General features: G+C 62.8%; 19 protein-coding genes and 1 pseudogene. 8 read left to right on the forward strand and 12 right to left on the reverse strand.

Annotated elements, in window-relative coordinates; genetic code table 11:
* Positions 1-123 precede the first annotated feature (123 nt).
* Complete coding sequence (locus D9M09_RS07330; RefSeq protein ID WP_070224987.1) at positions 124-759, forward strand: SAM-dependent methyltransferase; 636 nt, start codon at positions 124-126, stop codon at positions 757-759.
* A gap of 80 nt (positions 760-839) precedes the next feature.
* Here D9M09_RS07330 and D9M09_RS07335 read toward each other — a convergent pair.
* The 5 genes and pseudogenes from D9M09_RS07335 to D9M09_RS07355 all read right to left on the reverse strand — a co-directional run.
* Positions 840-2,200, reverse strand: a pseudogene (locus tag D9M09_RS07335) (IS3 family transposase); the annotation flags it as partial.
* 65 nt (positions 2,201-2,265) lie between these two features.
* The gene (locus D9M09_RS07340) at positions 2,266-2,691 is read right to left on the reverse strand and encodes a helix-turn-helix domain-containing protein (protein ID WP_083287837.1); all 426 of its coding nucleotides are present in this window, start codon (positions 2,689-2,691) and stop codon (positions 2,266-2,268) included.
* The gene (locus D9M09_RS07345; RefSeq protein WP_070224988.1) at positions 2,669-2,959 is read right to left on the reverse strand and encodes a type II toxin-antitoxin system HigB family toxin; all 291 of its coding nucleotides are present in this window, start codon (positions 2,957-2,959) and stop codon (positions 2,669-2,671) included. The genes D9M09_RS07340 and D9M09_RS07345 overlap by 23 nt, the downstream gene beginning before the upstream one ends.
* 75 nt (positions 2,960-3,034) lie before the next feature.
* On the reverse strand, positions 3,035-4,309 hold the full coding sequence (locus tag D9M09_RS07350; RefSeq protein ID WP_121668942.1) for a c-type cytochrome: 1,275 nt from the start codon (positions 4,307-4,309) through the stop codon (positions 3,035-3,037).
* Entirely contained in the window at positions 4,306-5,034 is a 729-nt protein-coding gene (locus D9M09_RS07355; protein WP_121668943.1) for a c-type cytochrome, read from the reverse strand. Before D9M09_RS07355 ends, D9M09_RS07350 begins: the two co-directional genes overlap by 4 nt.
* A gap of 152 nt (positions 5,035-5,186) precedes the next feature.
* Between D9M09_RS07355 and D9M09_RS07360 the strand changes: the two genes are divergently transcribed.
* Positions 5,187-6,608 carry a PLP-dependent aminotransferase family protein gene (locus tag D9M09_RS07360; RefSeq protein WP_121668944.1) on the forward strand — a complete coding sequence of 474 codons (1,422 nt, stop codon included), beginning with the start codon at positions 5,187-5,189 and terminating at the stop codon, positions 6,606-6,608.
* Positions 6,609-6,697: 89 nt separating this feature from the next.
* On the forward strand, positions 6,698-7,045 hold the full coding sequence (locus D9M09_RS07365; RefSeq protein WP_070291296.1) for a DUF4870 domain-containing protein: 348 nt from the start codon (positions 6,698-6,700) through the stop codon (positions 7,043-7,045).
* Between the two features lie 21 nt (positions 7,046-7,066).
* On the opposite strand, the gene D9M09_RS07370 is transcribed toward D9M09_RS07365, so the two are convergent.
* Genes D9M09_RS07370 through D9M09_RS07380 form a run of 3 tightly spaced genes read right to left on the reverse strand, consistent with a single transcriptional unit; the run spans position 7,067 to position 8,677 of the window.
* On the reverse strand, positions 7,067-7,489 hold the full coding sequence (locus D9M09_RS07370) for an SMI1/KNR4 family protein (protein ID WP_121668945.1): 423 nt from the start codon (positions 7,487-7,489) through the stop codon (positions 7,067-7,069).
* Positions 7,490-7,510: 21 nt separating this feature from the next.
* Complete coding sequence (locus tag D9M09_RS07375) at positions 7,511-8,158, reverse strand: 3'-5' exonuclease (protein WP_070313170.1); 648 nt, start codon at positions 8,156-8,158, stop codon at positions 7,511-7,513.
* A 9-nt stretch (positions 8,159-8,167) separates the two neighbouring features.
* Entirely contained in the window at positions 8,168-8,677 is a 510-nt protein-coding gene (locus tag D9M09_RS07380) for a ProQ/FINO family protein (protein WP_070224995.1), read from the reverse strand.
* Positions 8,678-9,246: 569 nt separating this feature from the next.
* On the opposite strand from D9M09_RS07380, the gene rpoD reads away from it, so the two are divergent.
* Positions 9,247-11,799 (forward strand): RNA polymerase sigma factor RpoD, encoded by a 2,553-nt coding sequence (gene rpoD / locus D9M09_RS07385; RefSeq protein WP_121668946.1) that lies wholly within the window; start codon positions 9,247-9,249, stop codon positions 11,797-11,799.
* 64 nt (positions 11,800-11,863) lie between these two features.
* On the opposite strand, the gene D9M09_RS07390 is transcribed toward rpoD, so the two are convergent.
* The 3 genes from D9M09_RS07390 to ppc all read right to left on the reverse strand — a co-directional run bounded on the left by D9M09_RS07390 (position 11,864) and on the right by ppc (position 17,881).
* Complete coding sequence (locus D9M09_RS07390; protein WP_121668947.1) at positions 11,864-13,003, reverse strand: HAF repeat-containing protein; 1,140 nt, start codon at positions 13,001-13,003, stop codon at positions 11,864-11,866.
* A gap of 63 nt (positions 13,004-13,066) precedes the next feature.
* Positions 13,067-14,854, reverse strand: coding sequence for a PAS domain-containing sensor histidine kinase (locus D9M09_RS07395; RefSeq protein ID WP_162995605.1), 1,788 nt, complete (start codon positions 14,852-14,854; stop codon positions 13,067-13,069).
* A 177-nt stretch (positions 14,855-15,031) separates the two neighbouring features.
* The gene (gene ppc / locus D9M09_RS07400; protein ID WP_121668948.1) at positions 15,032-17,881 is read right to left on the reverse strand and encodes a phosphoenolpyruvate carboxylase; all 2,850 of its coding nucleotides are present in this window, start codon (positions 17,879-17,881) and stop codon (positions 15,032-15,034) included.
* A 237-nt stretch (positions 17,882-18,118) separates the two neighbouring features.
* On the opposite strand from ppc, the gene hemC reads away from it, so the two are divergent.
* The 4 genes from hemC to D9M09_RS07420 are packed head-to-tail and all read left to right on the forward strand — an operon-like array spanning position 18,119 to position 22,235.
* Complete coding sequence (gene hemC, locus D9M09_RS07405; RefSeq protein WP_430886688.1) at positions 18,119-19,114, forward strand: hydroxymethylbilane synthase; 996 nt, start codon at positions 18,119-18,121, stop codon at positions 19,112-19,114.
* Positions 19,107-19,889 carry a uroporphyrinogen-III synthase gene (locus D9M09_RS07410; protein WP_121668949.1) on the forward strand — a complete coding sequence of 261 codons (783 nt, stop codon included), beginning with the start codon at positions 19,107-19,109 and terminating at the stop codon, positions 19,887-19,889. Before hemC ends, D9M09_RS07410 begins: the two co-directional genes overlap by 8 nt.
* Positions 19,886-21,034, forward strand: coding sequence for a uroporphyrinogen-III C-methyltransferase (locus D9M09_RS07415; RefSeq protein WP_070291290.1), 1,149 nt, complete (start codon positions 19,886-19,888; stop codon positions 21,032-21,034). Before D9M09_RS07410 ends, D9M09_RS07415 begins: the two co-directional genes overlap by 4 nt.
* A gap of 4 nt (positions 21,035-21,038) precedes the next feature.
* On the forward strand, positions 21,039-22,235 hold the full coding sequence (locus D9M09_RS07420; protein WP_071650305.1) for a heme biosynthesis protein HemY: 1,197 nt from the start codon (positions 21,039-21,041) through the stop codon (positions 22,233-22,235).
* Positions 22,236-22,334: 99 nt separating this feature from the next.
* Here D9M09_RS07420 and D9M09_RS07425 read toward each other — a convergent pair whose 3' ends face one another.
* Positions 22,335-24,761 (reverse strand): membrane-bound PQQ-dependent dehydrogenase, glucose/quinate/shikimate family, encoded by a 2,427-nt coding sequence (locus D9M09_RS07425; protein WP_162995606.1) that lies wholly within the window; start codon positions 24,759-24,761, stop codon positions 22,335-22,337.
* Between the last annotated feature and the right edge of the window lie 233 nt (positions 24,762-24,994).

Raw genomic sequence — 24,994 nt, forward strand, 5'->3', positions numbered from 1 at the left:
GTTGCGACAGACTGCGCCGGCAGCGGCATGGAATGCAGGAGGATGCGACAGGATGGCATGAGGTATCATGCCGGTATTGGACATACGACGAGGGGCACGCGCCGCTCACACTACTGGAATTACATGCTGATCATCACCATCAAACAGGGCAAGGAAAAGAGCTTGCTGGGCCAATCGTGGATTTACGCGTCCGCGATTGAAAAAGTCGAAGGCAAGCCGCAGGAAAAAATGAAGCCCGGCTCGACGGCCATCGTGCAGAGTTCTTCGAAACAATTTATCGCCCGCGCCGCCTACAATTCGAAGTCGCAGATCCGCGCGCGCATCTGGAGCTTCAAGGAAGACGAACCGGTCGACCACGCGCTGATCAAGCGCAGGGTCAAGGCCGCCATCGAGAAAAAACTGCCAGCCATCAAGAAGGCCGGCGAAAACCAGCTACTGACCCTGATCAAGGGTGAAGACGAGGGCTTGCCGGGCCTGGTGGTGCAACTGTTTGGCGGCGTGCAGGGCTATCTGATCTGCGAATTCAACGCCGGCGGCGTCGACGCGTGGAAAGTGGCCATCGTGCAATCGCTGATGGCGTCCACCGGCTGCGTGAACGTGTATGAGCGCTGCGACGACCTGATGCGCAAGGGCGAAGGCTTGCCCCTGATCGACGGCGCCCTGGCCGGCGAAGAACCGCCCGATGAAGTCATGCTGACGGACAACGGCGTGCGCTATGCGCTGGACCTCAAAACGGGGCACAAGAGCAAGTTCCGCTGAGAACGGCTGTTTGACATGAAAAGAACCGGCGTGTGAACTGACCCCACATAGTTGGACGGTTTAGTTTGCTGGGTCGCCCAGGGCTGAGTTCTGTATTGCACGGGACTCAGCCCTTTTAGCTTGAGCTTGATGCGGTCGTGATTATAGTAGTGGATGTACTTTTTGATGCCGCGTTGTAGTTCATCGACGCTGCCGAACTTGTTCAGATAGAAGAACTCTGTCTTGAGCACAGCGAAGAAGCTTTCCATGGCCGCGTTGTCAAGACAGTTCCCTTTACGCGACATGCTCTGCACCACTTTTTTTTCTTGCAAGGCACGCTGATAAGCCGGCATTCGGTATTGCCAGCCTTGATCCGAATGCACGATGGGCCTCTCATCGTGCTTGAGCTTTTTCAAAGCCTTCCTGAGCATGCTGCCAACCAATGCGAACTCTGGATGCCTTGAGGTCTCAAATGCAATGATTTCGCCGTTGTACAAATCCATGACCGGCGAGAGTTACAGTTTCTCGCCGCGCACCTTGAACTCCGTCACATCGGTCACCCATTTTTGATTGGCGCCATTGGCCTCGAAGCATCGCTTCAGGATATGCGGCGCTGCTTGTCCGACCTCTCCTTTGTACGACCGATACTTTTTGGGCCGCACCAGCGACTTGAGGCCGAGTTTGCGCATCAGGCTTTGAACGGTCTTGTGGTTGACCTTCTCGCCCAATTGTCTGATGGCCAAAGTGATGCGCCGGTAGCCATACCGCCCCTTGTGGCGAGCATAGATGGCAGCGATCTGCTTCTTCAGTCCTGCATATTTGTCACATGCCTGGGCCGCTTTCTGCTGATAATAGAAGGTACTGCGTGGCATGCCAGCGAGCTCAAGCAATGCGCGCAACGGGAAATACTGCCTTAGCTCAGTAACTACTTGCGTTTTTTGCGCATTGTCGTACTCTGCCGCTTCTGCGCTTGAGCTAAGGCTTCTAACTTTTTTAGGTAAGCTACCTCCATGCGCAATTGGTTGACCTCAGCGACCAATTCGTCGTGGGTGCGTTCCGCGGGATCCGGAAGGGATTCGGACGGCTCTGTAGGTGGTAGTAAGGGCATTTGCTTGGGCTTTCCACGTGTGCGTGGCATCAGGGCTTCTAGACCACCGCTATGATAGCAGCGCTCCCAATGACGGATGATGCCGCGATTGCGGATATTGAATACGGCGGCGACCTGCCAGCAAGACAAATCAGCGGACCACATATGCTGCAACACAGAGAGCTTGAACGCTGCACTGTAATGGCTGAACTTTTTTACCAGACCGTCAATGCCATGCGCTGCATGCAATTTAATCCACAATCTCACAGTTGAATGATGAAGATTGTGCTTGTCGGCAATCTGTTTATACCCCGCAGAACCGGACAAATATTGCTCGATAATGCTGAGCTTAAATTGCTCACTGTACTTCGACATGAAAAACCCCAAAAGTTGGTGTCCAACTTTTGGGGTTCAGTTCAGTGAGCCGGTTTTTTATTGGATTACGCAATAAAAACACTGGGAGGGACGTCGAATCGTTGTGCCAGGGCCTTGATTTGCCGCACATTCAGATCCCGCTTGCCGTTGAGCACTTCAGAGACGACGCCTTGGGTGCCGACTTCCGGTACGTCGGACTGTGTCAGTGCATGTTGTTCCATTAACTGGCGCAGCGTGGCCGCAGGCGAAACAGGGGCAGCCGGGAAATGCTCCTGATCGTAATCGGCTATCAACCGGCCGATACTGTCAACCAACCCCGCCAACGGGTGTTTTTCATCGGCCGCCCCCGCGTCCAATAGCTGATGCAATACGCTGACAGCTTGTTCATAAGCGGGCGCATCAGGAATCGCCTGCAGAGGGACCAGTTTGGACAAGGCCTGATAGTGGACAGTGATTTCTGTAATCATCTCACGATGCATCAAGGTTTCCATGCGTCGTACTCCTGTGCGTCAACACTTCCCGGATGAACAGCAATTGGCGATTGAAGTGAATGGCCGCAATGATCCGGTACTTGTTACCGCCAATATTAAAAACATAGTAATCACCGACGCGATCCGTGGCGTTAAATATCGACTTCAGCACGGCGAAATTGGCAAAAGGCCGCGATTCGATGATCTTGCGCCATGCCTGCATGGGCTCGCCCGCCAGGGGATGTTTCCTGGCGAAATCGATCAAAGCCTTGTTGGCGACGATGCGCATATGCCGAAGCGATGCCGTGACGAAGCGATATCATGAGCGCAGATTATCTCAATTTGAGATAATCGTCAAACGGCATTATTCCAGCGGCACGCTGCGGTATTTGTTTACCTCCAGCGCCGACACCGCCGGCGCATCATTGCCCCACGACGCGCGCAGATACGTGACCACGGCCGCCACTTCCGTATCATCCATGACGGGACCGAACGGCGGCATGCCGTAGGGACGCGGGTTGCCTTTTGTCCCGGGCGCGAAGCCGCCGTTGAGCACGAGGCGGATGGCGTTCACGGCCGACTGCGTCGTCAGCGCGCGGTTGCCGGCCAGCGGCGGGTAGCCGGGCGGCACGCCCTTGCCGTCGGTCTGGTGGCAGCTCGCGCACTGCGCCTCATACAGTTTTGCGCCCAGCGCCAGTTGCTGCCGGGCTTGCTCCGACGTGTCGCGCGGCGCCCGTTGCGCGGGCTGTGCCGGGCCGGGCAGGCTTTTCAGGTAGACGGCCATGGCCTGCACGTCGGCGCCGCTCATGTGCTGCAAGCTTTGCCGCACGACTTCCGCCATGGGGCCGAAGACGGTGGCGCGCGGCGAGACGCCCGTTTGCAGCAATTCCACGATATGCGCCGTGTCCCAGTCGCCCAGGCCCGCTTCCGCGTCGGACGTCAGCGACGGCGCATACCAGCCCAACACGGGGATCAGGCCGCCCGACAGGCCGTCGTCGCTGCCGCCCAGGGTCGTGCGGCTGCTATGGCAGGCGCTGCAGTGGCCCAGGCCTTGCACCAGGTAGGCGCCCCGGTTCCATTCCATGCTTTTGTTTGTGAGCGGCTGGTACACGCCCGGTTTGAAATACAGGGCGCGCCAGGCGGCCAGCGCGATCTGCTGGTTGTAGGGGAAGCGCAGCGCGTGCGGCGCGTTCGCCTGCTTGTGCGGCGGCACGCTTTGGAAATACGCATACAGGGCGTCGCTGTCTTCGCGCTGCACCTTGGTGTAGCTGGTGTAGGGAAAGGCCGGATACAGCAGCCGGCCGTCTTTCGACTTGCCGTTGTGGATGGCGCGCCAGAAATCGTCGGCCGTCCAGCTGCCGATGCCCGTTTCCTTGTCGGCCGTGATGTTGGGCGAGAGCACCTTGCCGAACGGCGTCTGCAGGGCCCGTCCCCCCGCGTAGGGCACGCCGCCGCGCGTCGTGTGGCAGGCCATGCAATCGCCCGCCTTGGCCAGGTAGGCGCCGCGCGCGACCAGCTGTTCCTGGCTCAGGGGGCTGGCAACGGCGGGCGGGCCCATGTCGTCGTCTGGGTACAGTACGAATCTGGCGCCGGCCGCAACGATGGCAACGCCGGCAATCGCGATCATCCATTTTTTCATGGCGCCACCTGCGCACCGGAGCCCGGCACGCCGCCGCAATGCAGGGGCAAGGGCAGGGCGATGCTGCTGGCGGGGCGCGCGTCGGCGCTGGCCACTTGCGTGCCCAGCCAGGCCGAGACGGCGCCCACGTCCGCGTCCGACAGGCGCTGCGCCACTTGCGCCATGCAGTCGGGGGCGTGGGCGCGGCGGATGCCGTTCTTCCACGCGCCCAGCTGGGCGTTGATATAGTCGCGCGGCAAGCCCAGCAAGCCGGGGATGGCGGGCGCCACGCCGGCCAGCTTCTCGCCATGGCAGGCGATGCAGGCGGGAATCTTTTTACTGGTATCGCCGTGCAGCACCAGCTGCTTGCCGCGCTCCAGGGCCATCGTGCCGGCGCCGCTGGGCTGGGCCGGCGGCGGTGCAGGGTGCTGCGCCGCAAAATACTCGGCGATTTCGCGCAGGTAATCGTCGGGCAAGTGTTCGACCATATAGTTCATCATCGGATACTGGCGCCGTCCCTCGCGAAAGTTCAGCAGCTGGTTGTACAGGTAGCCTGAAGGCTTGCCGGCGATGCGGGGAAAGAAGGCGTCGTGGCGTTCCTTCGGCGCATGGCAGGCCGTGCACGCCTTGATGCGCTGTTCCAGGCTGTCGTGGCCGGCTGGCAGCGCGGCGGGCGCGGCCAGCCCCATGCCGGGCCAGGCGATAGCCAGGGCCAGCACCAGCACGCGGGGAGAATGGAGTAGCATGGGGAGTTGCATGGGGAAATAACCTGTCTCGTCGGTCGATGTGCCGTGCCGGTGTTGCTGCCCGGATGTTGTTACCCTAGCATATACCGGGTGCTGTCACTGTGACAGGATCAGTTGTGCAATAAAACTACGGATCAGTTTGAGGAGCAGGGTTGAAACGATATGAGGAATTGGCGGAAGAAGTCGCCGCCATGATAGCCACGCAGTTGTTGCTGCCTGGCGATAAATTACCGTCCGTACGCCAGCAGCATGCGCGCAGGGGCGTCAGCCCGTCGACGGTGTTCCAGGCGTATTATTTGCTCGAAGCGCGCGGCATGATCGTCTCGCGTCCCCGCTCCGGCTATTACGTGGCGCCGCAGCGCGCCGCGCTGGCGCCCGAGCCGGACAGTTCCCACCCGCTCGACGCCAGCACCACAGTCGATGTCAGCGACCTCGTGTTCGAGGTGCTGGGCGCCGTCGGCGCGCGCGATATCGTGCCGTTCGGTTCGGCCTTTCCCAGCCCGCAGCTGTTCCCCATGGAAAGGCTGGCGCGGGCCGTGTCGGCCAGCATGCGCCGCCTCGACCCGTGGAGCACCGTCACGGATTTGTCCTTGGGCAATGCCGAGCTGCGCCGCCAGATCGCCCTGCGCTATCAGCTTGACGGCGTGCCCGTTTCCAGCGACGACATCGTCATCACGAATGGCGCGCTGGAAGCGCTGAACCTGTGCCTGCAAGCCGTCACGCGGCCCGGCGACACGGTGCTGATCGAGTCGCCCAGCTTCTATGCCTGCCTGCAGGCGCTGCAGCGGCTGGAACTGAAGGCGGTGGAAATTGCCACCAGCCCCCGTGACGGTGTCGACCTGGCGGCGCTGGAAGAGTTGCTGCAACGCCACCGGCCCAAGGCGTGCTGGCTGATGACGAGTTTCCAGAACCCCCTGGGCAGCCTGATGCCGCCGGAAAAGAAGCGCGCGCTGGTCGAACTGCTGGCGCGCCATGGCGTGCCGCTGATCGAGGATGACGTGTATGGCGAGCTGTATTTCGGCAAGCAGCGTCCGGGCCTGACGAAAAGCCACGACAGCGCGGGCCTCGTCATGCATTGCAGCTCGTTTTCCAAGACCCTGGCGCCCGGTTTCCGGCTGGGCTGGGCCGTGGCGGGCCGCTATGCGCGACAGGTCGAGCGCTTGAAACTGACGACGAGCCTGTCGGCGCCCATCCCCCTGCAGATGGCGCTGGCCGATTATCTGGCGCAGGGCGGCTACGACCGCCATTTGCGCCAGCTGCGCTTGACCCTGGCGGCGCAGCAAAACACCATGCTGCAAGCGATCGCCGTGCATTTTCCGCCCGGCACGCGGGTAACGCGGCCGCAGGGCGGCTATTTCGTCTGGGTTGAAATGCCGGCGGGCATCGATGCGCTGGCCTTGCACCGCAGCGCGCTGGCGGCCGGCATCAGCATCGCGCCCGGCCCCATCTTTTCCGCCACGCGCGCGTTTCGCCACTGCATCCGCCTCAATTATGGCCACCCGTGGAGTCCGCAGCTGGAAGAGGCCATCGCCACCCTGGGGCGGCTGGCGCAGAGGGCGGCAAGCGGCACGTGAAAAAAAGTCCTTGCGCCAGCAAGTGTTTCATTCCAAAAGGAAATATTGCTGTTATATTGAAGTATCTATAACGAATGATGGGAATGATAATGGATAACACGCAGCCGGAACTGGGTCGTACGCAAGATACGACGCTGGCCATTCTGTCCCACGTTGGCGGCCTGTTCACCAGCTGGGTGGCGCCGCTGATCATTTACCTGATCAAGAAAGACGATGCGGATAAATTCTCGGCCGAGAACGCCCGCGAGGCGCTCAATTTCCAGATCACCCTGATCATCTGGTATTTTGCCTGCTTCATCCTGTCGTTCGTGCTGATCGGCCTGTTCCTGTTCTGGATCGTGGCGCTGGCCAATCTGGTGTGCTCGATCGTCGCTGCCGTCAAGGCCAGCAATGGCGTCACTTACCGCTATCCCCTGACCTTGCGTCTGGTCAAATAAGGCTGCGCCGGCCGCCGGGTGTCAGCCCGGGCGGCCGGGCAGTATCAGGAATGACGCAAAGTCGGGCGCCACCGTGGTGGCAGTCCCTGTTTCGTGCGACCACAGCACGACCATCGGCTCGCCCGATGGCCCCGTTTGCGCATAGTCAAAACAATAGTAATCGCCCGTGCCGAACTGGGCAAAGGGCAGCAGGGATGCGGCATCGCCGTCATCCGTATTCTCGAGCCACTCTTGCCAGTCGGTGCGGTAATGGCGTTCTATCGATTCCCACGTCTTGCGCGCATTAGCCGCATCGTAGACGGGAAAGATGCTCAAGGCGCCCAGCGCGCGGCCATTGTTGACCAATAACCATTGCACGTAGGACGCGGGCAGCCCACGCCCCAGCGCCTGTTCGGCGGCGGTGATCGCGTCAGGCGTGGTGCCGATGGACTTGTTCTTGCTCATGTTGCAGGAAGGCGCGCCGGCTCAGGCGGCGACTGGCGGCGGGGCAGGCGGCGTGCTGACGCGCGGCGCTTTTTGCGGCGCCACCTTGCCGCCTTCGGCGATCCAGCGGCGGTACACGCGCAGGGCCACTTGCGCATCGTCGGCCGCGTACAGGATCTGCTTTTCCGTCAGGCGCGACGTGGCCCAGTTGGTGGTGGAGATCTTTTTCGATTTCTGCAGATGCAGGCCGAAAAATTTGGCCACGGCCGTCTTCGCGCCCAGGTCGTTGCGCTGGCCGCCGCGCAGGGCGACGGACAGGTCGAGCACCTGGGCTGGCGCGATGCCCAGCTTGTTGCGCAGGCGCTTGACGTCGTCGGACAGGCCAAAGCCCACCTTCAGGGTGGTGGTCGATTCGAGGATGGCTTTGAGTTCGGCCAGGGCCGGCGCCGGCGTGCTGCCCACCTGGAACAGGTAGGCGATGTCGTCGGTAGCCAGCTGGATCAGATGCGGTCCCGTGGAGGACTCGCCCTTCACAAAAGTAGGCTTTGATTCCGTATCGAAGCCGATGGCGTCCGCTGCCAGCAGGGCGGCCATGGCCGCCTGTGCATCATCGCTGGTACGTACCAGCTTGACGTGGTCGAGGGCGATGCCTTGATACGGGGGGAGTGGCGGTACGGCAGCTGTGTCCATGAAACCGGATCAGCCTTTGCGCGAGAATTTCGCGGTCAGCTGATTCAGTTTTTCCAGGCGCAAGCGGTTCGCTTCTTCGGCGGCCGCCGCGTCGCGCTCGGCTTTCTTGCGCTCGGCTTCCTTCTTGAAGCGCTGCTGCAAGACTTGCGTGGCGTGGTCGCGGTGCGTTTGCGTCACTTCCGCGCCGGCCGTGCCGTCGAGGTCGTAGCGGATCTTGGCTTTTTCCATCACGCGCAGGTAGCGCAGCGAACCCGTGTGGATGCCCAGCGCCGTGCGCATCAGCTTGCGGTCCAGGTCCGGCAGGCGCGCCAGGATCTGCTTGTCGATACCGATCGACAAGGGCAGGCAATCGCGGAATGGCGGGAATTGCTCCTGGAACTGCTTCAGCAGCGCGCGTGCGGTCAGGCCGGCCGGCGCCGGCGTGGTCGCTGCGGCCGGTGCCGCCGCTGGGGCTGCATCGACTGGCGTGTCAGGAGTGGTGGCTTGCTGGTCTGGCGTGGAGCTGGTCATCGACATCATTGGTTGGGCTATAAAAGGGGAGCATAGCACGCGCCACAGGCAAGTGCATTGTCTTTTTTGGCAACTTGCGCTGCAACAAGCGGGTCCGCCCTACAGCGGACACAGCGCGAAATACGGGAAATGTGTATAATGTCGGCTTGCGCTGATGACTGGACCCCGTTTTTGATGGTCTGGCTCAGGTGTGCAGGGGATAGGAGCAGTGCGGTGCAGGGCCATCATTATTGATATTTTTGATATCAGATATTTTGCTTATCAATTATCCAGATAACTGGCCTTCGTGCATAATCTTGCTCTCCGCTGTGTCTTCACTGAACAACAATAGATTCAAGCCCGTTCTGGTACGGGCTTTTTTTCATTCCGCAATGTACATCGCTTATTTATCTGACCCGGCTTCGGCCCCGCCGCTCCGCATGACGGATGCGCGGGCTTTGAACGTCCCGATAGACAGGCGCCGCTGCCGTTAACACGGCAGCCGCAACAATACGCTCCATCGAGTCCGGTTTCGCAGGCTTAGGTGGAATCATTCACTTCGCGCCGACACCATCTGGTCTCGCATTAAGAGATATCTCATGAAGAATACGCCAAAAACTTTAACGTTGTCCGCCAAGGCGCCACGCCCAGCCGCGGCGCCACTTGCCGTACCCAAAACGACTTTATCTTACTTCATCGATAATGCGCAAGCGAATCCGGAAGCGACCGTCACGACGGCACCGACCGTCGTCACCGTGGTGAAGAAAAGCCGCTCGCGCCTGGCTGCCGTGCCGCCGGCCGATGCGGCTGCCGAAGCGCCAGCGGCGGCTGTCGACGCCGTTGCCGAAGTGGCCGAGGTGGCCGACGCCGCACCGGCCAAAACGCCAAGCGTGAAGGTCGCCCCCGGCGCCAAGGCCCCGGCCGCGCCGCGCAAGGTCAGCGAAAGCGCCGCCACGAACAAGGTGGTGACGGCAGCCCGCTCGAAAGTCGTGCGCGCCAAGCCTGAGGCAGCGCCCGTGACCATCATCACCGGCGCGCAAGTGGTCAGCAAGACCACGGACGCCGATGCCCTGGCCGCCATCGACACCTCGAATTACTTCCTGCCGACCGTCAAGGTGCCAGGCCGCCGCGGCCGCAAGCCGAGCGAATTCACGCCGGAAAACGATGAAGTGGCGGCACTGAACGCCGTCGAGCGCGCCGAACTGAAGGCCGTGTCGAAAGCGCGCGACCGCAAGGCCAAGGGCGGCCTGGCGGACGCGCTCGGCGATCCGGAAGCATCGGCAGCGGACCTGGAACGCCGCCGCAAGCAGATCACGGGCTTGATCAACATGGGCAAGGAACGCGGTTTCCTCACCTACGCCGAGATCAATGACCAATTGCCGGAAAACATCATCGATCCGGAAGCGATCGAAGGCATCATCGCCACTTTCAACGACATGGGCATCGCCGTCTACGAGCGTGCCCCTGATGCGGAAAGCCTGTTGTTGACTGACAACGTCGCCACCGTCACCAGCGACGATGAAGTGGAAGCGGCTGCCGCCACGGCCCTGTCGACGGTCGACTCCGACTTCGGCCGCACCACCGACCCCGTGCGCATGTACATGCGTGAAATGGGCGCCGTGGCGCTGCTGACGCGCGAAGGCGAGATCGAGATCGCCAAGCGCATCGAAGGCGGCCTGAAGGACATGATCCAGGCTATTTCCGCCTGCCCCACCACGATCGGCGAAATCGTTGCGCTGTCGCAAAAAATTGCGCGCGATGAAATCAAGGTTGATGAAGTGGTCGACGGCTTTGTGGATTTGAACGAAAGCAATGCCCCGGCACCGGCCGCCGCTCCCGCCGCCCCCGCCGCCAGCGGTGACGACGAGGAAGAGGAAGAAGAAGCCGAGGAAGAAGACGGCGACGCCAATGGCGGCGCGGCCGGTTTCTCCAGCGAGCAACTGGCCCAGCTGAAAAAGAATGCGTTGGAGAAATTCAACGTCATTTCCACGCAGTACGACAAGATGCGCAAGGCGCCCGAGGGTTACAACTCGAAAGCCTACATCAAGGCGCAGGAAGCCATTTCGCAGGAATTGCTGGGCATCCGCTTCACGGCCAAGGTCGTGGAAAAGCTGTGCGACACCCTGCGCGGCCAGATGGAAGAAGTGCGCCACATCGAGCGCGCCGTGCTGGAACTGTGCGTGAACAAATGCGGCATGCCGCGCGCCCACTTCATCAAGGTGTTCCCGGGCAATGAATGCGACCTGGAATGGGTCGACCGCGAAGTCGACTGCAAGTACCCGTACAGCGCCATCCTCAGCCGTAACGTGCCTGCCGTCAAGGAACTGCAAAAGAAGATGATCGACCTGCAAGCGCGCGTGGCCCTGCCGCTGGCGGACTTGCGCAAGATCAACAAGCAGATGGCTGCCGGCGAAAAGCGCGCGCGTCACGCGAAACGCGAAATGACGGTCGCTAACTTGCGTCTGGTGATTTCGATCGCGAAGAAATACATCAACCGCGGCTTGCAATTCCTCGACCTGATCCAGGAAGGCAACATCGGTCTGCTGAAGGCCGTCGATAAATTCGAATACCGCCGCGGCTACAAGTTTTCGACCTACGCCACCTGGTGGATACGCCAGGCGATCACGCGTTCGATCGCCGACATGGCCCGCACCATCCGCGTGCCGGTGCACATGATCGAAACGATCAACAAGATGAACCGCATCTCGCGCCAGATCATGCAGGAAACGGGCAGCGAGCCGGACCTGGCGACCCTGGCCGTCAAGATGGAAATGCCGGAAAACAAGGTGCGTGAAATCATGAAGATCGCGAAAGAGCCGATTTCCATGGAAACGCCGATGGGCGAAGATGGCGATTCGCAACTGGGCGACTTCATCGAAGACAACACGACGTTGGCGCCGCTGGACGCCGCGCTGCACGCATCGATGCGCAACGTGATCAAGGAAGTGCTGGACTCCCTGACGCCGCGCGAAGCGAAAGTGCTGCGCATGCGTTACGGCGTGGAAATGTCGAACGACCACACGCTGGAAGAAGTGGGCAAGCAGTTCGACGTGACGCGTGAGCGCATCCGCCAGATCGAAGCGAAAGCCATGAGCAAGCTGCGCCAGCCTTCGCGCTCGGACAAGCTGAAGACTTTCCTGACGCAAAACTAAGCGGTCAGCAGGCAATAAAAAAAGAGGCGCAAGCCTCTTTTTTTTCGTCCCTACCTGTGCCGATTTACAGAAAATGCGTGCGCTGTCCCAGCAGGCCGGCGCGCACGTGCCGGCGCGCGCGGAACAGGGCCGCGCCGCAGGCGGCGGCGATGACGGTCAGGAAGAACCAGTCCAGCGGGTTGCGGCGCGGCGGCGGCGGCGATGCTTGCGAGGGCACGGCGAAGGCCTGGAATTTATGCCCTGTGTAGACGGCGCCCACCACCAGGCCGGCGTCCGTGATCTTGTTGGTCAGATACAGGCCGTCGTCGCGGCGGCGTACCGTCATCACGCCTTCCTTGTAGACAAAGGTCATCGGTTCAAAACCGTTGATGTTGACGCTGCCGACGACGTGCCCGGCCGCGTTGACGGCCGTGGCGTAGCTGTCGCCCTGGCCGATCAGGGCGCCCAGGTCCAGCATGCGCTTGCCATCCCAGGCAAACGCGTGCCAGCGGCGTTTTTCCGTTTCCGAGGCGCCCACGATCAGGCCCGCGTCATTGATGGCGGTGGCCGAGCTGATGCGCCCGCCGGGCAGAGTGCCGATTTCCTGCATGCCCGCGCCGGGGTGGTAGACGAAGGCGCGGCGGTAGCCATCGCCGCGCTGGGCCGTGCCCACCACCACGCCATGGCTGTTCAGGCCGCTGGCATAGCTGCTGGCGCCGCCCAGGGTGCCCAGGTCTTGCAGGCTGTGGTCGGCTTTTGTCACAAAGGCGTGGAAATCGCCGCCGCTCGTGTCGGCATAGCCGGCCACCTGGCCGCCTTGTGCGATGGCCGTGGCATAGCTGCTGGTACCGCCCAGGGTGCCCAGGTCGCGCATGCCGCCCGCCGCGTCGTAGCGGAAGGCGTGCCAGGCGCCGCTGGCCGTTTGCGCCGAACCGACCACCGCGCCATGGATATTGATGGCCTTGGTAAAACCTTCATCGCCGCCCAGGGTGCCCAGCTCGCGGAGGCGGCCATGCTGATACGTCACGGCGCGGCGCCGTCCTTCCTCTTCCATGATGATGCCGGCCACCAGGCCAGCCGGGTTCAGGTCGGATGCGATGCTGCCGTTGCCATCCCTTTCTCCAAAGCCCCGTTCGGCATAGATGGTGGCGCTGGCGCTGGAAACGGCGGCCAGCAGGCACAGGCCGAGCAATGGGGCGGGGAGGCGGGAGAACCGTGTCAGCATGATAGTTTCCTCTAGGAAAAAACTTACTATACTTTTATTTGCCAAAAATGCATATTTAATTCGCTACTGTTTTTGGTAATGTTTGTGTTCTGGCATGGCCGGCATGGCGCGTCTGGCGGCGTGGGGCAGGTAGATGGTCAGCACCGTGCCCCGGCCCGCCTGGCTGTCGATGCGCAGTTCGCCGCCCAGCGCGTGGACACGTTCGCGTATGCTTTTCAGGCCGAAGGCGGCCCGCTTGCCGTCGTCGCCCGGCTGCATGCCGATGCCGTTGTCGCTGATGCGCAGGATGATGGAATCCGCATCTTGCTCCAGCGCCACCTCCACTTCGCTGGCCTGGGCGTGGCGCACGATGTTCGACAGCGATTCCTGCAGCACGCGGAAGATGGCCGAGGTCTGGCGCTGATCGAGGCCCAGGTCCGGCACCTCGCTGTCGAGCGTGAGCCGGTAGCGGATGGCGCCGCGGCTTTCCATCTGGCGGAGCAGCCATTCGGCCGCCGGACCCAGTCCCAGTTCGAGGGTGCTGGGATGCAGGTCATTGATGATGGTGCGCACCGAGCGGATGGTGGTGTCGATGGTGTCGAGCACGCGCTGCGCGTGGCGGTGCAGGCGCGGATGGGTCTTGGCCGTGCGCGCGTGCAGCAGCGACACATCGATGCGCAGCACCATCAGGTTCTGGCCCAGGTCGTCATGAATGTCGAGCGCGATGCGCCGGCGTTCCTCTTCCTTGATCGTTTGCTGGTGGTCGCTCAGTTCGCGCAGCTGGGCCAGGGTGCGTTCCAGGTTTTCCTCGTTGCGCTTGCTGTCGGTGATGTCGATGGCCATGGCGATGATCATCTGCGGCCGCCCTTCGGCATCGAAGATGGGTTTCTTGTGCGTCTGCAGCAGGCGATTTTCCTGCAGCTGCGCATTCCATACCAGTTCTTCGCGTATCACCACCTTGCGGCTGGCAAACGCTTCCTGGTCCGCCGCGTGGAAGCCCACGTTCTGGTCGCTGGGGAAATGCTGCAAGTCGCGCCCTTCGGCAATGTCCTGCTGGTGCACGCCCCATTGCTGCTCGCAGGCCTGGTTCATCAGCACGATGCGCGAATCGGCATCTTTCAGGAACAGCGACAGGGGCATCATGGAGATGATGTCCTGCAGCCGTTCTTCGCTGCGCGCCAGGGCCGCTTCCGTTTGCGCGCGCATGGCGATTTCCGCCGATAGCTGGAGATTGACGTCGAGCAGCTGGGCCGTGCGCAGGGCCACGCGGCTTTCCAGTTCCGCATGGGCGACGCTCAATGCATGTTCGGCCCGCTTTTGTTCGGTGATGTCGCTGGCCAGCACGAGCGCGCCCGTCAGCGTGCCCTGTTGGTCGTACAGGCGGCGGCCGCTGATCATCGCCCAGCGTTCCGAACCGTCGCTGTGCCGGTATTGCAGTTCTCCCATGCAGCTATCCGTGGCTGTCTGGCGCAGCGGACACAGGCGCAGCAAGGTCGCCTCATCGTAGAATTCGCTCATTTTATGGCCCAGCAGCTTTTCCGCAGGCATATCGAGCATGTCGCACAGGCGCTGGTTGAGATGCAATATCGTGCCTTGCGCATCCGTTTGCCACATGCCGTCCTGCGCCGTCTCGCTCAGGTGGCGGTAGCGCATGGTGCTGGCATCGAGCTGCAAGCGCGTGCTGGCGAGGTGGGCGCGCAGCTTGCGCATCAGCCACATGGCCGTGCCGGCGGCTGCCGCCAGCAGCAGCAACAGCCAGATATGTTCCCAGGAGTCGAGCTCCTGCCAGGCCGCGCCGGCCAGCCAGCCCAGCACCACCAGGACGAGGGCGGCGCATGCCGTACTCAGCGTTTCAATCGACCATTTGCTCATACGCGTCCCTGGCGTCATCGTTGGCCGCTGCGGTGCACGTAGCGCCGGAGTGGGAAAAGTATTCGACGCTAGTGTAATACCAAATGTTGTTTTATTGAGAATATTTTTCCATTTGGAAAGCAAAAGGGCCGACCCTTGCGGTGCCGGCCCCTGCTTGCCGAAGGCAATGCGGCGCGATCAGCCCGTGTTGCGCAAGCCTGCCGCCACGCCGTTGATCGACAGCTGGATGCCGCGGTGCACCCGTTCATCGACTTTACTGGCGCTGGACAGGGCGCGGTTGCGCTTGATCAATTCCACCTGCAAATGGTTCAGCGGGTCGAGGTAGGCGAAGCGGTTCTGGATCGAGCGGGCCAGCAGCGGATTGCCCGCCAGGCGCTCGGTATTGCCGGTGATCAGCTCCAGGCAGCGCAAGGTGTTGCCATGCTCTTCCGTGATGCGCTTGTAGATGCGTTCGCGCAAGTCCTGGTCCGCCACCAGTTCCGCGTAGCGCGACGCGATGGCCAGGTCCGTCTTGGCCAGCACCATGTCCATGTTCGACAGCAGGGTGGCAAAGAACGGCCATTCGGCGTACATGGCGCGCAGGGTGGCGATCCTGTCATCCTTCGACGCTGGCTCGCCATCGTTGATCCACGCTTCGATGGCGCTGCCGAAGCCGAACCAGCCCGGCAGCAGCAAGCGGCACTGGCCCCAGGAAAAGCCCCAGGGAATGGCGCGCAAGTCTTCGATGCGCTGGTTGGCCTTGCGCGAGGCGGGGCGCGAACCGAGGTTCAGCTCGGCGATTTCCGCAATCGGCGTGGCCGAGAAGAAATACTCCGTAAAGCCCGGCGTTTCATACACGAGGTGGCGGTAGGCGTGATAGGCGAGGTCCGACAGCTGCGCCATCACGGCTTCGAATTGCGCCAGCTGGCCGTTGCGGGCCGGATTGGCTTCCTGCGGCGCCAGGCTCGCTTCCAGGGTGGCGGCGACCAGCAATTCCAGGTTGCGCCGGCCGATTTCCGCGTTGGAAAACTTCGAGGCGATGATTTCGCCCTGCTCCGTCAGGCGGATCTGGCCGTTGACGGTGCCCGGCGGCTGCGCCAGGATGGCTTCGTAGCTGGGTCCGCCGCCACGGCCCACCGTGCCGCCGCGGCCATGGAACAGGCGCAGCTTGACGCCTGCCTTCTGGAAATCCGCCACCAATGCCAGTTCCGCCTTGTACAGTTCCCAGTTCGACGTGAGAAAACCGCCATCCTTGTTCGAATCGGAATAGCCGAGCATGACTTCCTGCAACTGTCCCTGCTTGGCGATCAATTGCTTGACCAGCGGCAAGGCCATGAGCTGGCTCATGATGCCGGCCGCGCGCTGCAGGTCGGGGATGGTCTCGAACAGGGGGATGACCATCAGCTCGCACGTGCTGTCGCCGTCGCCCCCGGCCTGCCAGTCGGTGCGCAGCAAGCCTGTTTCCTTTTGCAGCAGCAGTACTTCCAGCAAGTCGGACACGGTTTCCGTGTGCGAGATGATGTAGTTGCGGATGGCCCGCGCGCCGTAGCGCTGGCGGATGTCGCGCGCCGCGCGCAGGATGGCCAGTTCGGAATCCGTTTCCGTGGCGTAGGCGATGTAGGGCGAGTACAGCAGGCGCGGCTGGGCCAGTTCGTTCAGCAGCAGCGCCTGCTTGTCTTCCTCGGACAGGGTCGTGTAGTCGGCGGCCACGCCGCTTTTCGCGAACAGGTCGGCCAGCACGCGCTCGTGCACGTCGGAAGTCTGGCGCATGTCGAGCGACGCCAGGTGGAAACCGAAGATGTCGGCCGCCCGCGCCAGGGTCGCCAGGCGCGGGCGCACGAGGGCCGCGCCGTGGTGCGACTCGAGCGAGGCGACGATGGTGCGCAAGTCGGCCACAAAGGCGGCCGCGTCAGGGTACGCCGCGGCCGCGCCCACTTCCTTGCGCAGGATGTTGGTGGCGCCCAGCGCGCGGGCCGTGGCGGCCAGGCGCGCATAGATGCCGATCAGGGCGCGGCGGTACGGTTCGTCGCTGCGGTGCGGCGAGGCGTCCGGCGACTGGTCGGCCAGCGCCTGCAGTTCGGCGCTCACGCCCACCATCAGGGTCGAGACGGACAGTTCCGCGCCCAGCGCGTGCACTTCGTCGAGGTAAAAGTCGAGGATGGTGGTGGCGTGGCGCGCCAGCGCGTGCTGCATGGTGCCCGCGTTGACGTTGGGGTTGCCGTCGCGGTCGCCGCCGATCCAGCTGCCCATCTGCACGTAGGCGGCATTGATCGGCTCGATCGTGCCGTTGCCGTTCGGGTACTCGGCGGCGATGTCTTCCTCGATGTCGTCGTACAGGCCCGGCAGTTCGCGCAGGAAGGTGATGCGGTAGTAGGACAGGGCGTTTTCGATTTCGTCAGCGACTGTCAGCTTCGAGTAGCGCAGCATGCGCGTCTGCCACAGGGTGGCCACGCGCGAGCGCAGCAGCTGCATGTTGGCCTGCCGTTCCTTCGGCGTCTGCGGCAGGTCGCGCTCGGCCAGCAGGCGGGCGATGTCGTGCTCGGCGTCGAGGATGCTCTTGCGCTGCACTTCCGTCGGGTGGGCCGTCAGCACGGGCGCGATCAGGGCGTCCTGGAAGAAGGTGTCGACGGTCTTGCGCGGCACGCCGGCGGCGCGCAGCTTCTTCAGTGCGAAGCTGACGCTGCCCTTTTGCGCCGGGGAACCAGCCAGCAGGTGGGCGCGGCGGCGGCGGATGTGATGCTGGTCTTCCGCAATGTTGGCCAGGTGCGAAAAATAGGAAAACGCGCGCACGACGGAAATCGTCTGTTCGCGGCTCAGTTCCTTGAGCATGGCGTCGAGTTCCAGCGCCGCGTCGGCGTCCGCTTCGCGGCGGAAGCGCACGGAAGTCTGGCGTATGGTTTCCACCACATTGAAGACGGCGTCGCCTTCCTGTTCGCGCAGCACGTCGCCCAGCAGGCGGCCCAGCAGGCGGATATCTTCTTTCAGCGGCGCGTCCTTGTCGGAGCCGGCCGCCGGGACTATTTCTGGTGCTACTGCGTCATTGGGCATAATAAAGAACCAAAGTAAGTGTAAAAGCAAGGGAATGTGGATCGCACCGGGCGTTTGGCCGCAGAGGGGAGGGGGCGCATGATAAAATTTGTGGTCTTCAACATGGACGCTAGCCTGACTTGGCCTTCTAGGCTAAGGGATAACGATTATAGCGAGGCCGGGCGCCATTCCGATACAAATTGATATCGGACGGGCGAATTGGCAACGACAACGACAGCCACAGCGAAAGAACTTGTTTTGAAAGCATCCGAATTGACCCAAAATATTCCTTCCCGCCTGGTGATCGCCACGCGCGAGAGCCGCCTTGCCATGTGGCAAGCCGAACACGTGCGTGCGCGCCTGGCCGCCCTGTATCCGCAGTGTAGCGTTGAAATTCTCGGCATGACCACACGCGGCGACCAGATTCTGGACCGCGCCCTGTCCAAGGTAGGCGGCAAGGGCCTGTTCGTCAAGGAACTGGAAGTGGCGATGGAAGAGGGCCGCGCCGACCTGGCCGTGCATTCGCTCAAAGACGTGCCGATGGAGTTGCCGGCAGGCTTTGCCCTGGCCGCCATCCTCGAGCGCGAAGACCCGCGCGACGCGTTCGTGTCCAACGATTACGCCAGCCTGGCCGAGCTGCCGCACGGCGCCGTCGTCGGCACCAGCAGCCTGCGCCGCCAGTCGCTGATCGCCGCGCGCTACCCGCACCTGACGATTCTGCCCCTGCGCGGCAACCTCGACACGCGCTTGGGCAAGCTGGACCGTGGCGATTACGCCGCCATCATCCTGGCCGCCGCCGGCCTGAAACGCCTGGGCCTGGCGTCGCGCATCCGCGCCGTGCTGGCGCCGGAAGACAGCCTGCCTGCCGCCGGCCAGGGCGCGATGGCGATCGAGGTGCGCGCCGGTCGCGCCGACGGCGTCGACATGACGGCCCTGCTGGCGCCGCTGAACCATATTGATACGGCGCAAGCCGTCACGGCCGAGCGCAAGGTGTCGAAGATTTTCGGCGGCAGCTGCCAGATTCCGCTGGCCGCGTTTGCCACTGTCGAAGGCGACAGCATGCGCTTGCGCGCCATGGTCGCCACGCCGGACGGCGCGCGCATGGCCAGCGCCGAGTTCGAAGGCCCGGCCAGCGCGCCGGAGCTGCTGGGCGAACAGGTGGCCGAACTGCTGCGCGCACAGGATGCCGCCGGTATCCTCGCCTCGTGCGTCATTACGCCCGACAACCATGAAGGCCTGGCGCCGCATGCCTGACACGGTGGTGATCACGCGGCCCGCGGCGCAAGCGGGGCCGCTGGCCGCCAGGATCGCGGCGCTGGGCTTGCCCGTGCAACTGTTGCCGCTGCTGGAAATCCACGCGCTCGACGGCGCAGATGAATGCGCGCAGCTGCACGCCGTGCTGGCGCGTCTGGTCGATTACGACCTGGTGGCCTTCGTCTCGCCGAACGCCATCGATTGCGTCTTTGCGCACCTGTCCGCCTGGCCGCCAGGCGTGCCGCTGGCCGTCGTGGGCGAGGGCAGCCGGATGGCCTTGGCCGCGCATGGCGTCACGGATGCGAATGCCAGCATCACCAGTCCGCTCGACACGGCGCGCAGCGATTCCGAACATTTATTGCTGGCGCTGGACTTGCCGGCCCTGCGCGGCAAGCGCGTGCTGATCGTGCGCGGCGACGGCGGACGCGATTACCTGGCCGACGGCTTGCGCGCCGCTGGCGCCGAAGTCGAGTTCGTCACAGCCTACCGCCGCCAGGTGCCCAAGCTGACGCCGGCCTTGCGGGCGACCCTGGAAAAGCTGTTGCAGCATAATAATGACTGGATCATCACCAGCTCGGAAGCGCTGCGCGGTTTGCTGGCGCTTCTTGAGGAATTGGATGCTGAAAAGACGGCTGTTGTGAAAATGCAACAGCAACATCTGATCGTGCCGCACGCCCGCATTGCACAAACGGCGGCGGCCCTGGGTTTTGCCCGTGTCACCCTGACAGGATCAGGCGACGCAGGAGTGCTCGCCGCGTTACAATCACGACCATGAACGAAATGCCTACACTCTCCGAACCGAATGCAACGCCTGGCAGCGCCGTGAAGACGGCGCCGCAGGCGGCCGACCAACCTGCCGGCCGCGCGCCGACCTTGCTGGAACAGCTGCAAAAGCCCATGAGCATCGCCGTCATCGTGCTGGCCGTGCTGCTGGCGGCGCAAAGCTGGTCGTCCAGCAAGCAGATCCGCAACCTGCGCGAAGAAGTGGCCAAGCGCCTGCAAAAGGGCGATGTCAGCAACGCCGAAACGGGCGTGCTGGCGCGCACCGTGCAAGAAGGCACGAAAGAGCTGGAAATCAAGGTGGGTGCGCTGGAAAACCGCCAGAGCGAAACGCAAAGCCAGCAGCTGGCCCTGGAACAACTGTATAACGACTTGTCGAAGAATCGCGACGAGTGGGCGCTGACGGAAATCGAGCAAGTGCTGTCGACGGCCAGCCAGCAGCTGCAGCTGGCCGGCAACGTGCCCGGCGCGCTGATCGCCCTGCAAAACGCGGACCGCAGCCTGTCACGTTCCGACAAGCCGCAATTCATCACCATCCGCCGCGCCATCGGGCGCGACATGGAAAAACTCAAGGCCCTGCCCAGCGTCGATTCGACGGGCGTGGCCCTGCGTCTCGACGCCGTGATCGCCCAGGTCGATTCCTTGCCGATGCTGTCCGACGAAACGCCGGCCTTGCCGGCCGCGCCGGAAAAACCGGGCAAGGCCAAGCCCGTGCGCGATGCCAGCGGCAAGCTGGTGGGTCCTCCGGCGCCGGAACCGCTGCTGCAAAAGGTGCGCGACGGCTTCAATACCTGGAGCGGCGACATGTGGGCCGACGTGCGCCAATTGATCCGTATTCGCAGAGTCGATACGCCGGAAGCGCTGATGCTGTCGCCGACGCAATCGTATTTCTTGCGCGAAAACGTCAAGCTGCGCTTGCTCAATGCCCGCATGGCCTTGTTGTCGCGCAATGAAACGGCGTTCCGCAACGACTTGATCGCCGCGCAGGATGCGCTGGCCAAGTATTTCGACACCCGCGCCAAGAGCACGCAGACGGCGCAAGCCCTGCTGCGCCAGGTGCAGGGCAGCAACCTGGCCATCGAAATGCCAACCTTGTCCGACAGCCTGACTGCTGTGCGCAACTACAAAGCGAAGTCCTGAGCCCATGCGTCTATTTCTCTGGTTACTCGCCCTGATGGCTGCGGCGATCGGTATCGCCGTGACGGCCCGATTCAACCCTGGCAACGTGGTGCTGTTCTATCCGCCGTACCGCATCGATTTGTCGCTGAACTTCTTCCTGCTGCTGCAGGTCGTGCTGTTCGTGCTGCTGTACCTGCTGGTGCGCGCCGTGCGCGCCACCGTGCGCATGCCGGCGCAAGTGGCGGCCTACCGCCAGCGCAAGCGTGAGCGCGATGGCAACAAGGGTTTGCGCGAAGCCTTGAAAGCCCTGTTCGAAGGCCGTTTCGGCCATGCAGAGAAGGCCGCCTTGCGCGCCGCCGAACTGGACGAAAACGCCGGCCTGGCCGCGCTGATCGGCGCGCGCGCCGCGCACCGCATGCGCCAGTCCGAACGCCGCGACAGCTGGCTGGCCCGCGTCGAAGGCGACGCCAGCCTGAAGACGGCCCGATTGATGACGGTGACGGAATTGCTGGTCGACGACCACCAGCCGGAAGCGGCGCTGGCCGCCGTGCGCGAACTCAACGCCAGCGGCACGCGCCATATTCACGCGCTGCAATGGTCGCTGAAAGCCGAGCAGCAGGCGAAGAACTGGCCGGAAGTGCTGCGCCTCGTGCGTTCGCTCGACAAGCACCGCGCCCTGCATCCGGCCCTGTCGTCGCGCCTGCGCGAACTGGCTTACGACCATTTGCTGTCCGACCCGTCGCATGACGCCGAATCCTTGCTGCGCGTATGGTCGACCGTGCCAAGCGCCGACCGGGTCAAGCCGTATATCGCCTGCCGCGCCGCCACGGCCCTGAATGCGCGCGGCCTGCATGACGAAGCGCGCCTCGTGTGCGAAGAGTCGCTGGCCGCCGACTGGGACGAGCGCGTCGTGCGCGCCTACCGCGAAGCGGCGGCCCCGAGCGGCACGCCGGCCTTGCTGCTGCAGATCGAGCATTGCGAGCAATGGCTGAAACAGCGTCCGCTCGATGCGGAACTGGCGCTGACCCTCGGTACCTTGTGCCTCAAGCAAAAACTGTGGGGCAAGGCCCAGCGCCACCTGGAGCAGGCTTTGTCGGACGCGAACGAGCCGCAGATGGTGCGCGACGCCCACCTGAAGCTGGCGCAGATGCACGATGCCTTGCAGCAGACGGAACAGGCCGCCGCCCATTACCGGCAGTGCGCGCTGGCCACCATCCTGTAAGCCTTGTAGACCATTTCTTCAGACATAAAAAAGCCGTTCAGTGCAGACTGAACGGCTTTTTTTTTGCGCTGCTACCTTGCTAATTTACTTCTTCGAGCTTTACTTCTTCGGTACGGCCGTACCTTCGGGCAAGGCATACGCGATCAGGGTATCGCTCATCTTCGTGCCCAGCGAACCGTGGCCGCCGGCCATGACGACGACGAACTGGCGTCCCGACTTGTTCGACACATAGCTCATCGGCGTAGCCTGGCCGCCGGCTGGCAAACGGGCTTTCCAGACGACCTTGCCGTTGCTGACGTCGTAGCCGCGGATGTAATAGTCGAGCGTGCTGCTGAGGAAAGTCACGCCGCCGCCCGTGGTGACCATGCCGCCCAGGCTGGGCACACCCAGCGGCAACGGGATCGGCACGGGACCGCTGTCGCGCGTGGTGCCGTTCTTGTGCATCCACACTTTTTTCATGGTGCGCAGGTCGACGGCGGCCACATAGCCCCACGGCGGTGCCTGGCATGGGAAACCCAGCGGCGACAAAAAGGCCTTGATTTCCACGGCAAACGGGACGCCCGTCTGCGGCTGCAAGCCCATTTCGCCGCCCGTGCCGCCCTTGGCCGTCGTTTCGGCGCGCGGCACGAGTTTCTCCAGGAAGCCCATGTAGTCAGGGTTGACGATCAACAACTGGCGCACGGGGTCGATGGCCGCGCCACCCCATTCGAAAATACCCAATGGGCCCGGCGAGATGACGGCGCCCTTGCCGGCCGTTTGCGGCGTGAACGGGCCTTCATAACGGCGTTCCTTGAAGATGATGCGGCAAGCGAGCTGGTCGAACGGCGTGGTGCCCCACATGTCCGCTTCGCTGATATTGCGTTCAGGCAAGAAGGTCAGGGCCGAGAACGGCTGCGTGGGCGACAGGGTGTCGCCGGCGGCAGGATTGCTCGTCGGCACGGGTTTTTCCGGCGCCGGCACGACCAGGCTGCCGTCGCGGCGGTCGATCACATAGATGTCGCCCCGTTTCGTCGTGGCGACGACGGACGGGACTTTGCCTTTCGGCGTGTCGATGTCGACCAGGCTCGGCTGGCCGCCGATATCCATGTCCCAGATATCGTGGTGCACGGTCTGGTAGACCCAGCGCACTTTGCCGGTCGCCAGGTCGAGCGCGACGATGGCGCTGTTGAATTTCTCGCCATTCTTGTTGCGGTTGCCGCCCCAGGTATCGGGGGTTTCATTGCCCATCGGGATGTACACCATGCCCAGCTTTTCATCGATGCTGGCCACGCCCCACGAGTTGGGCGAGTTGTTGGTGTAGTTCTTGCCTTCCGGGAAGGGCTTGGTATCTTCCGGCGTGGCCGGGTCCCAGTTCCACATCAGCTTGCCCGTGACGGGATCGTAGCCGCGGATTACGCCCGATGGCTCTTCCGTCGAATGGTTGTCCGTCACGCTGGCGGCGATCACGGCCATTTTCTGCGACACGGCCGGCGGCGAGGTCGGCATCAGGAAACCGCGCTTGATCATGGCCATGTTTTTATACAGGTTGACGACGCCGTTGTTGCCAAAGCTCTTGCACGACTCGCCCGTATCGGCATTGACGGCGATCATGGTGCCGTCCATGGTCGGCGCCAGGATGCGGCGCGGGCATTCCATGCCGGCCGCTTCGGGGGCGGGATTGTTCTTCGCGCGGCCCGCGTTGACGTCCCAGTACGCCACGCCGCGGCAGATCATGTGCTGGTAGCTGGCCGCGTCGCGGTTGATCTTCGGATCGTGGCGCCAGATTTCCTTGCCCGTGTCCGGGTTCAGGGCGATGACGATATTGTGCGGCGTGCACAGGTACAGCATGTCATTGACCTTCAGCGGCGTCACTTCATTGGCGATCTCGCCCGGATCGTTCGGCCCCTTGAAGTCGCCCGTATGATAGGTCCAGGCTTCTTTCAGGCCGGAAATATTCGTCGGCGTGATCTGCGCGGCCGGGGCGTAGCGGTCGCCATAGCCGGAGCGGCCATACGCGGACCAGTCGTTGTGCTCGACGCCGGGCGCCAGATCGCCGCTGGCGGTGGCGGCCATGTTTTCGGCAGGCACGTCGCCATGCAGGTCATGGTAGTCCTGGAACAGGGCGATGACGCCGGCGATGACGGTCAGGGCCACGGCGGCGGACAGGGCCGTGCGTCCCAATTGCCCCTGTTTCGTGGCGGCGGGTGGCGCCAGGCGGCGGCTGACGAAGGGCAGCAGCAGCCAGACGGCGGCGGCAAACCAGATGTCGAGGCGCGGCAGCAATTGCCACCAGTCGAATTTCACTTCGATGACGGACCAGATGAGGGTGGCGGTCAGCAAGAAGGCGAGGAAAGCTTGCGCGCTGCGCTTGCCCTGGAACACCAGCACGCCGGCGACGAGCATGCCTATGCCGGCCAGCAAGTAGTACCAGGAGCCGCCGAGCGTGGCCAGCCAGATGCCGCCGCCCAGCAGGGCGAGGCCAAACAGAATGAAAATAACGCCGGTGACCTTTAATAAAGGCCCGGGCCGGAAAGAGGGAATCATCATATTCCTTTTTGCAAGGATTTATCGGTGGCGCGTTGAAAGCGCCATATTGAATTCAGGGAAGGCGTCGATTGCAGAATATACAAAGTTTGGAATCACCAGAATGTGACAGTTTATCAGAATTGATGATTGTCTTCTGGTCGCGCCATTTTTTGGCCAGGCCGTCATTTGAATCAAATAAATGCTTCAAATAAGCGCAAAGATTATGCTGGATGAGGGAGTTTCCGGGCTGGCAG

Source organism: Janthinobacterium agaricidamnosum, assembly GCF_003667705.1.
GTDB lineage: Bacteria > Pseudomonadota > Gammaproteobacteria > Burkholderiales > Burkholderiaceae_D > Janthinobacterium.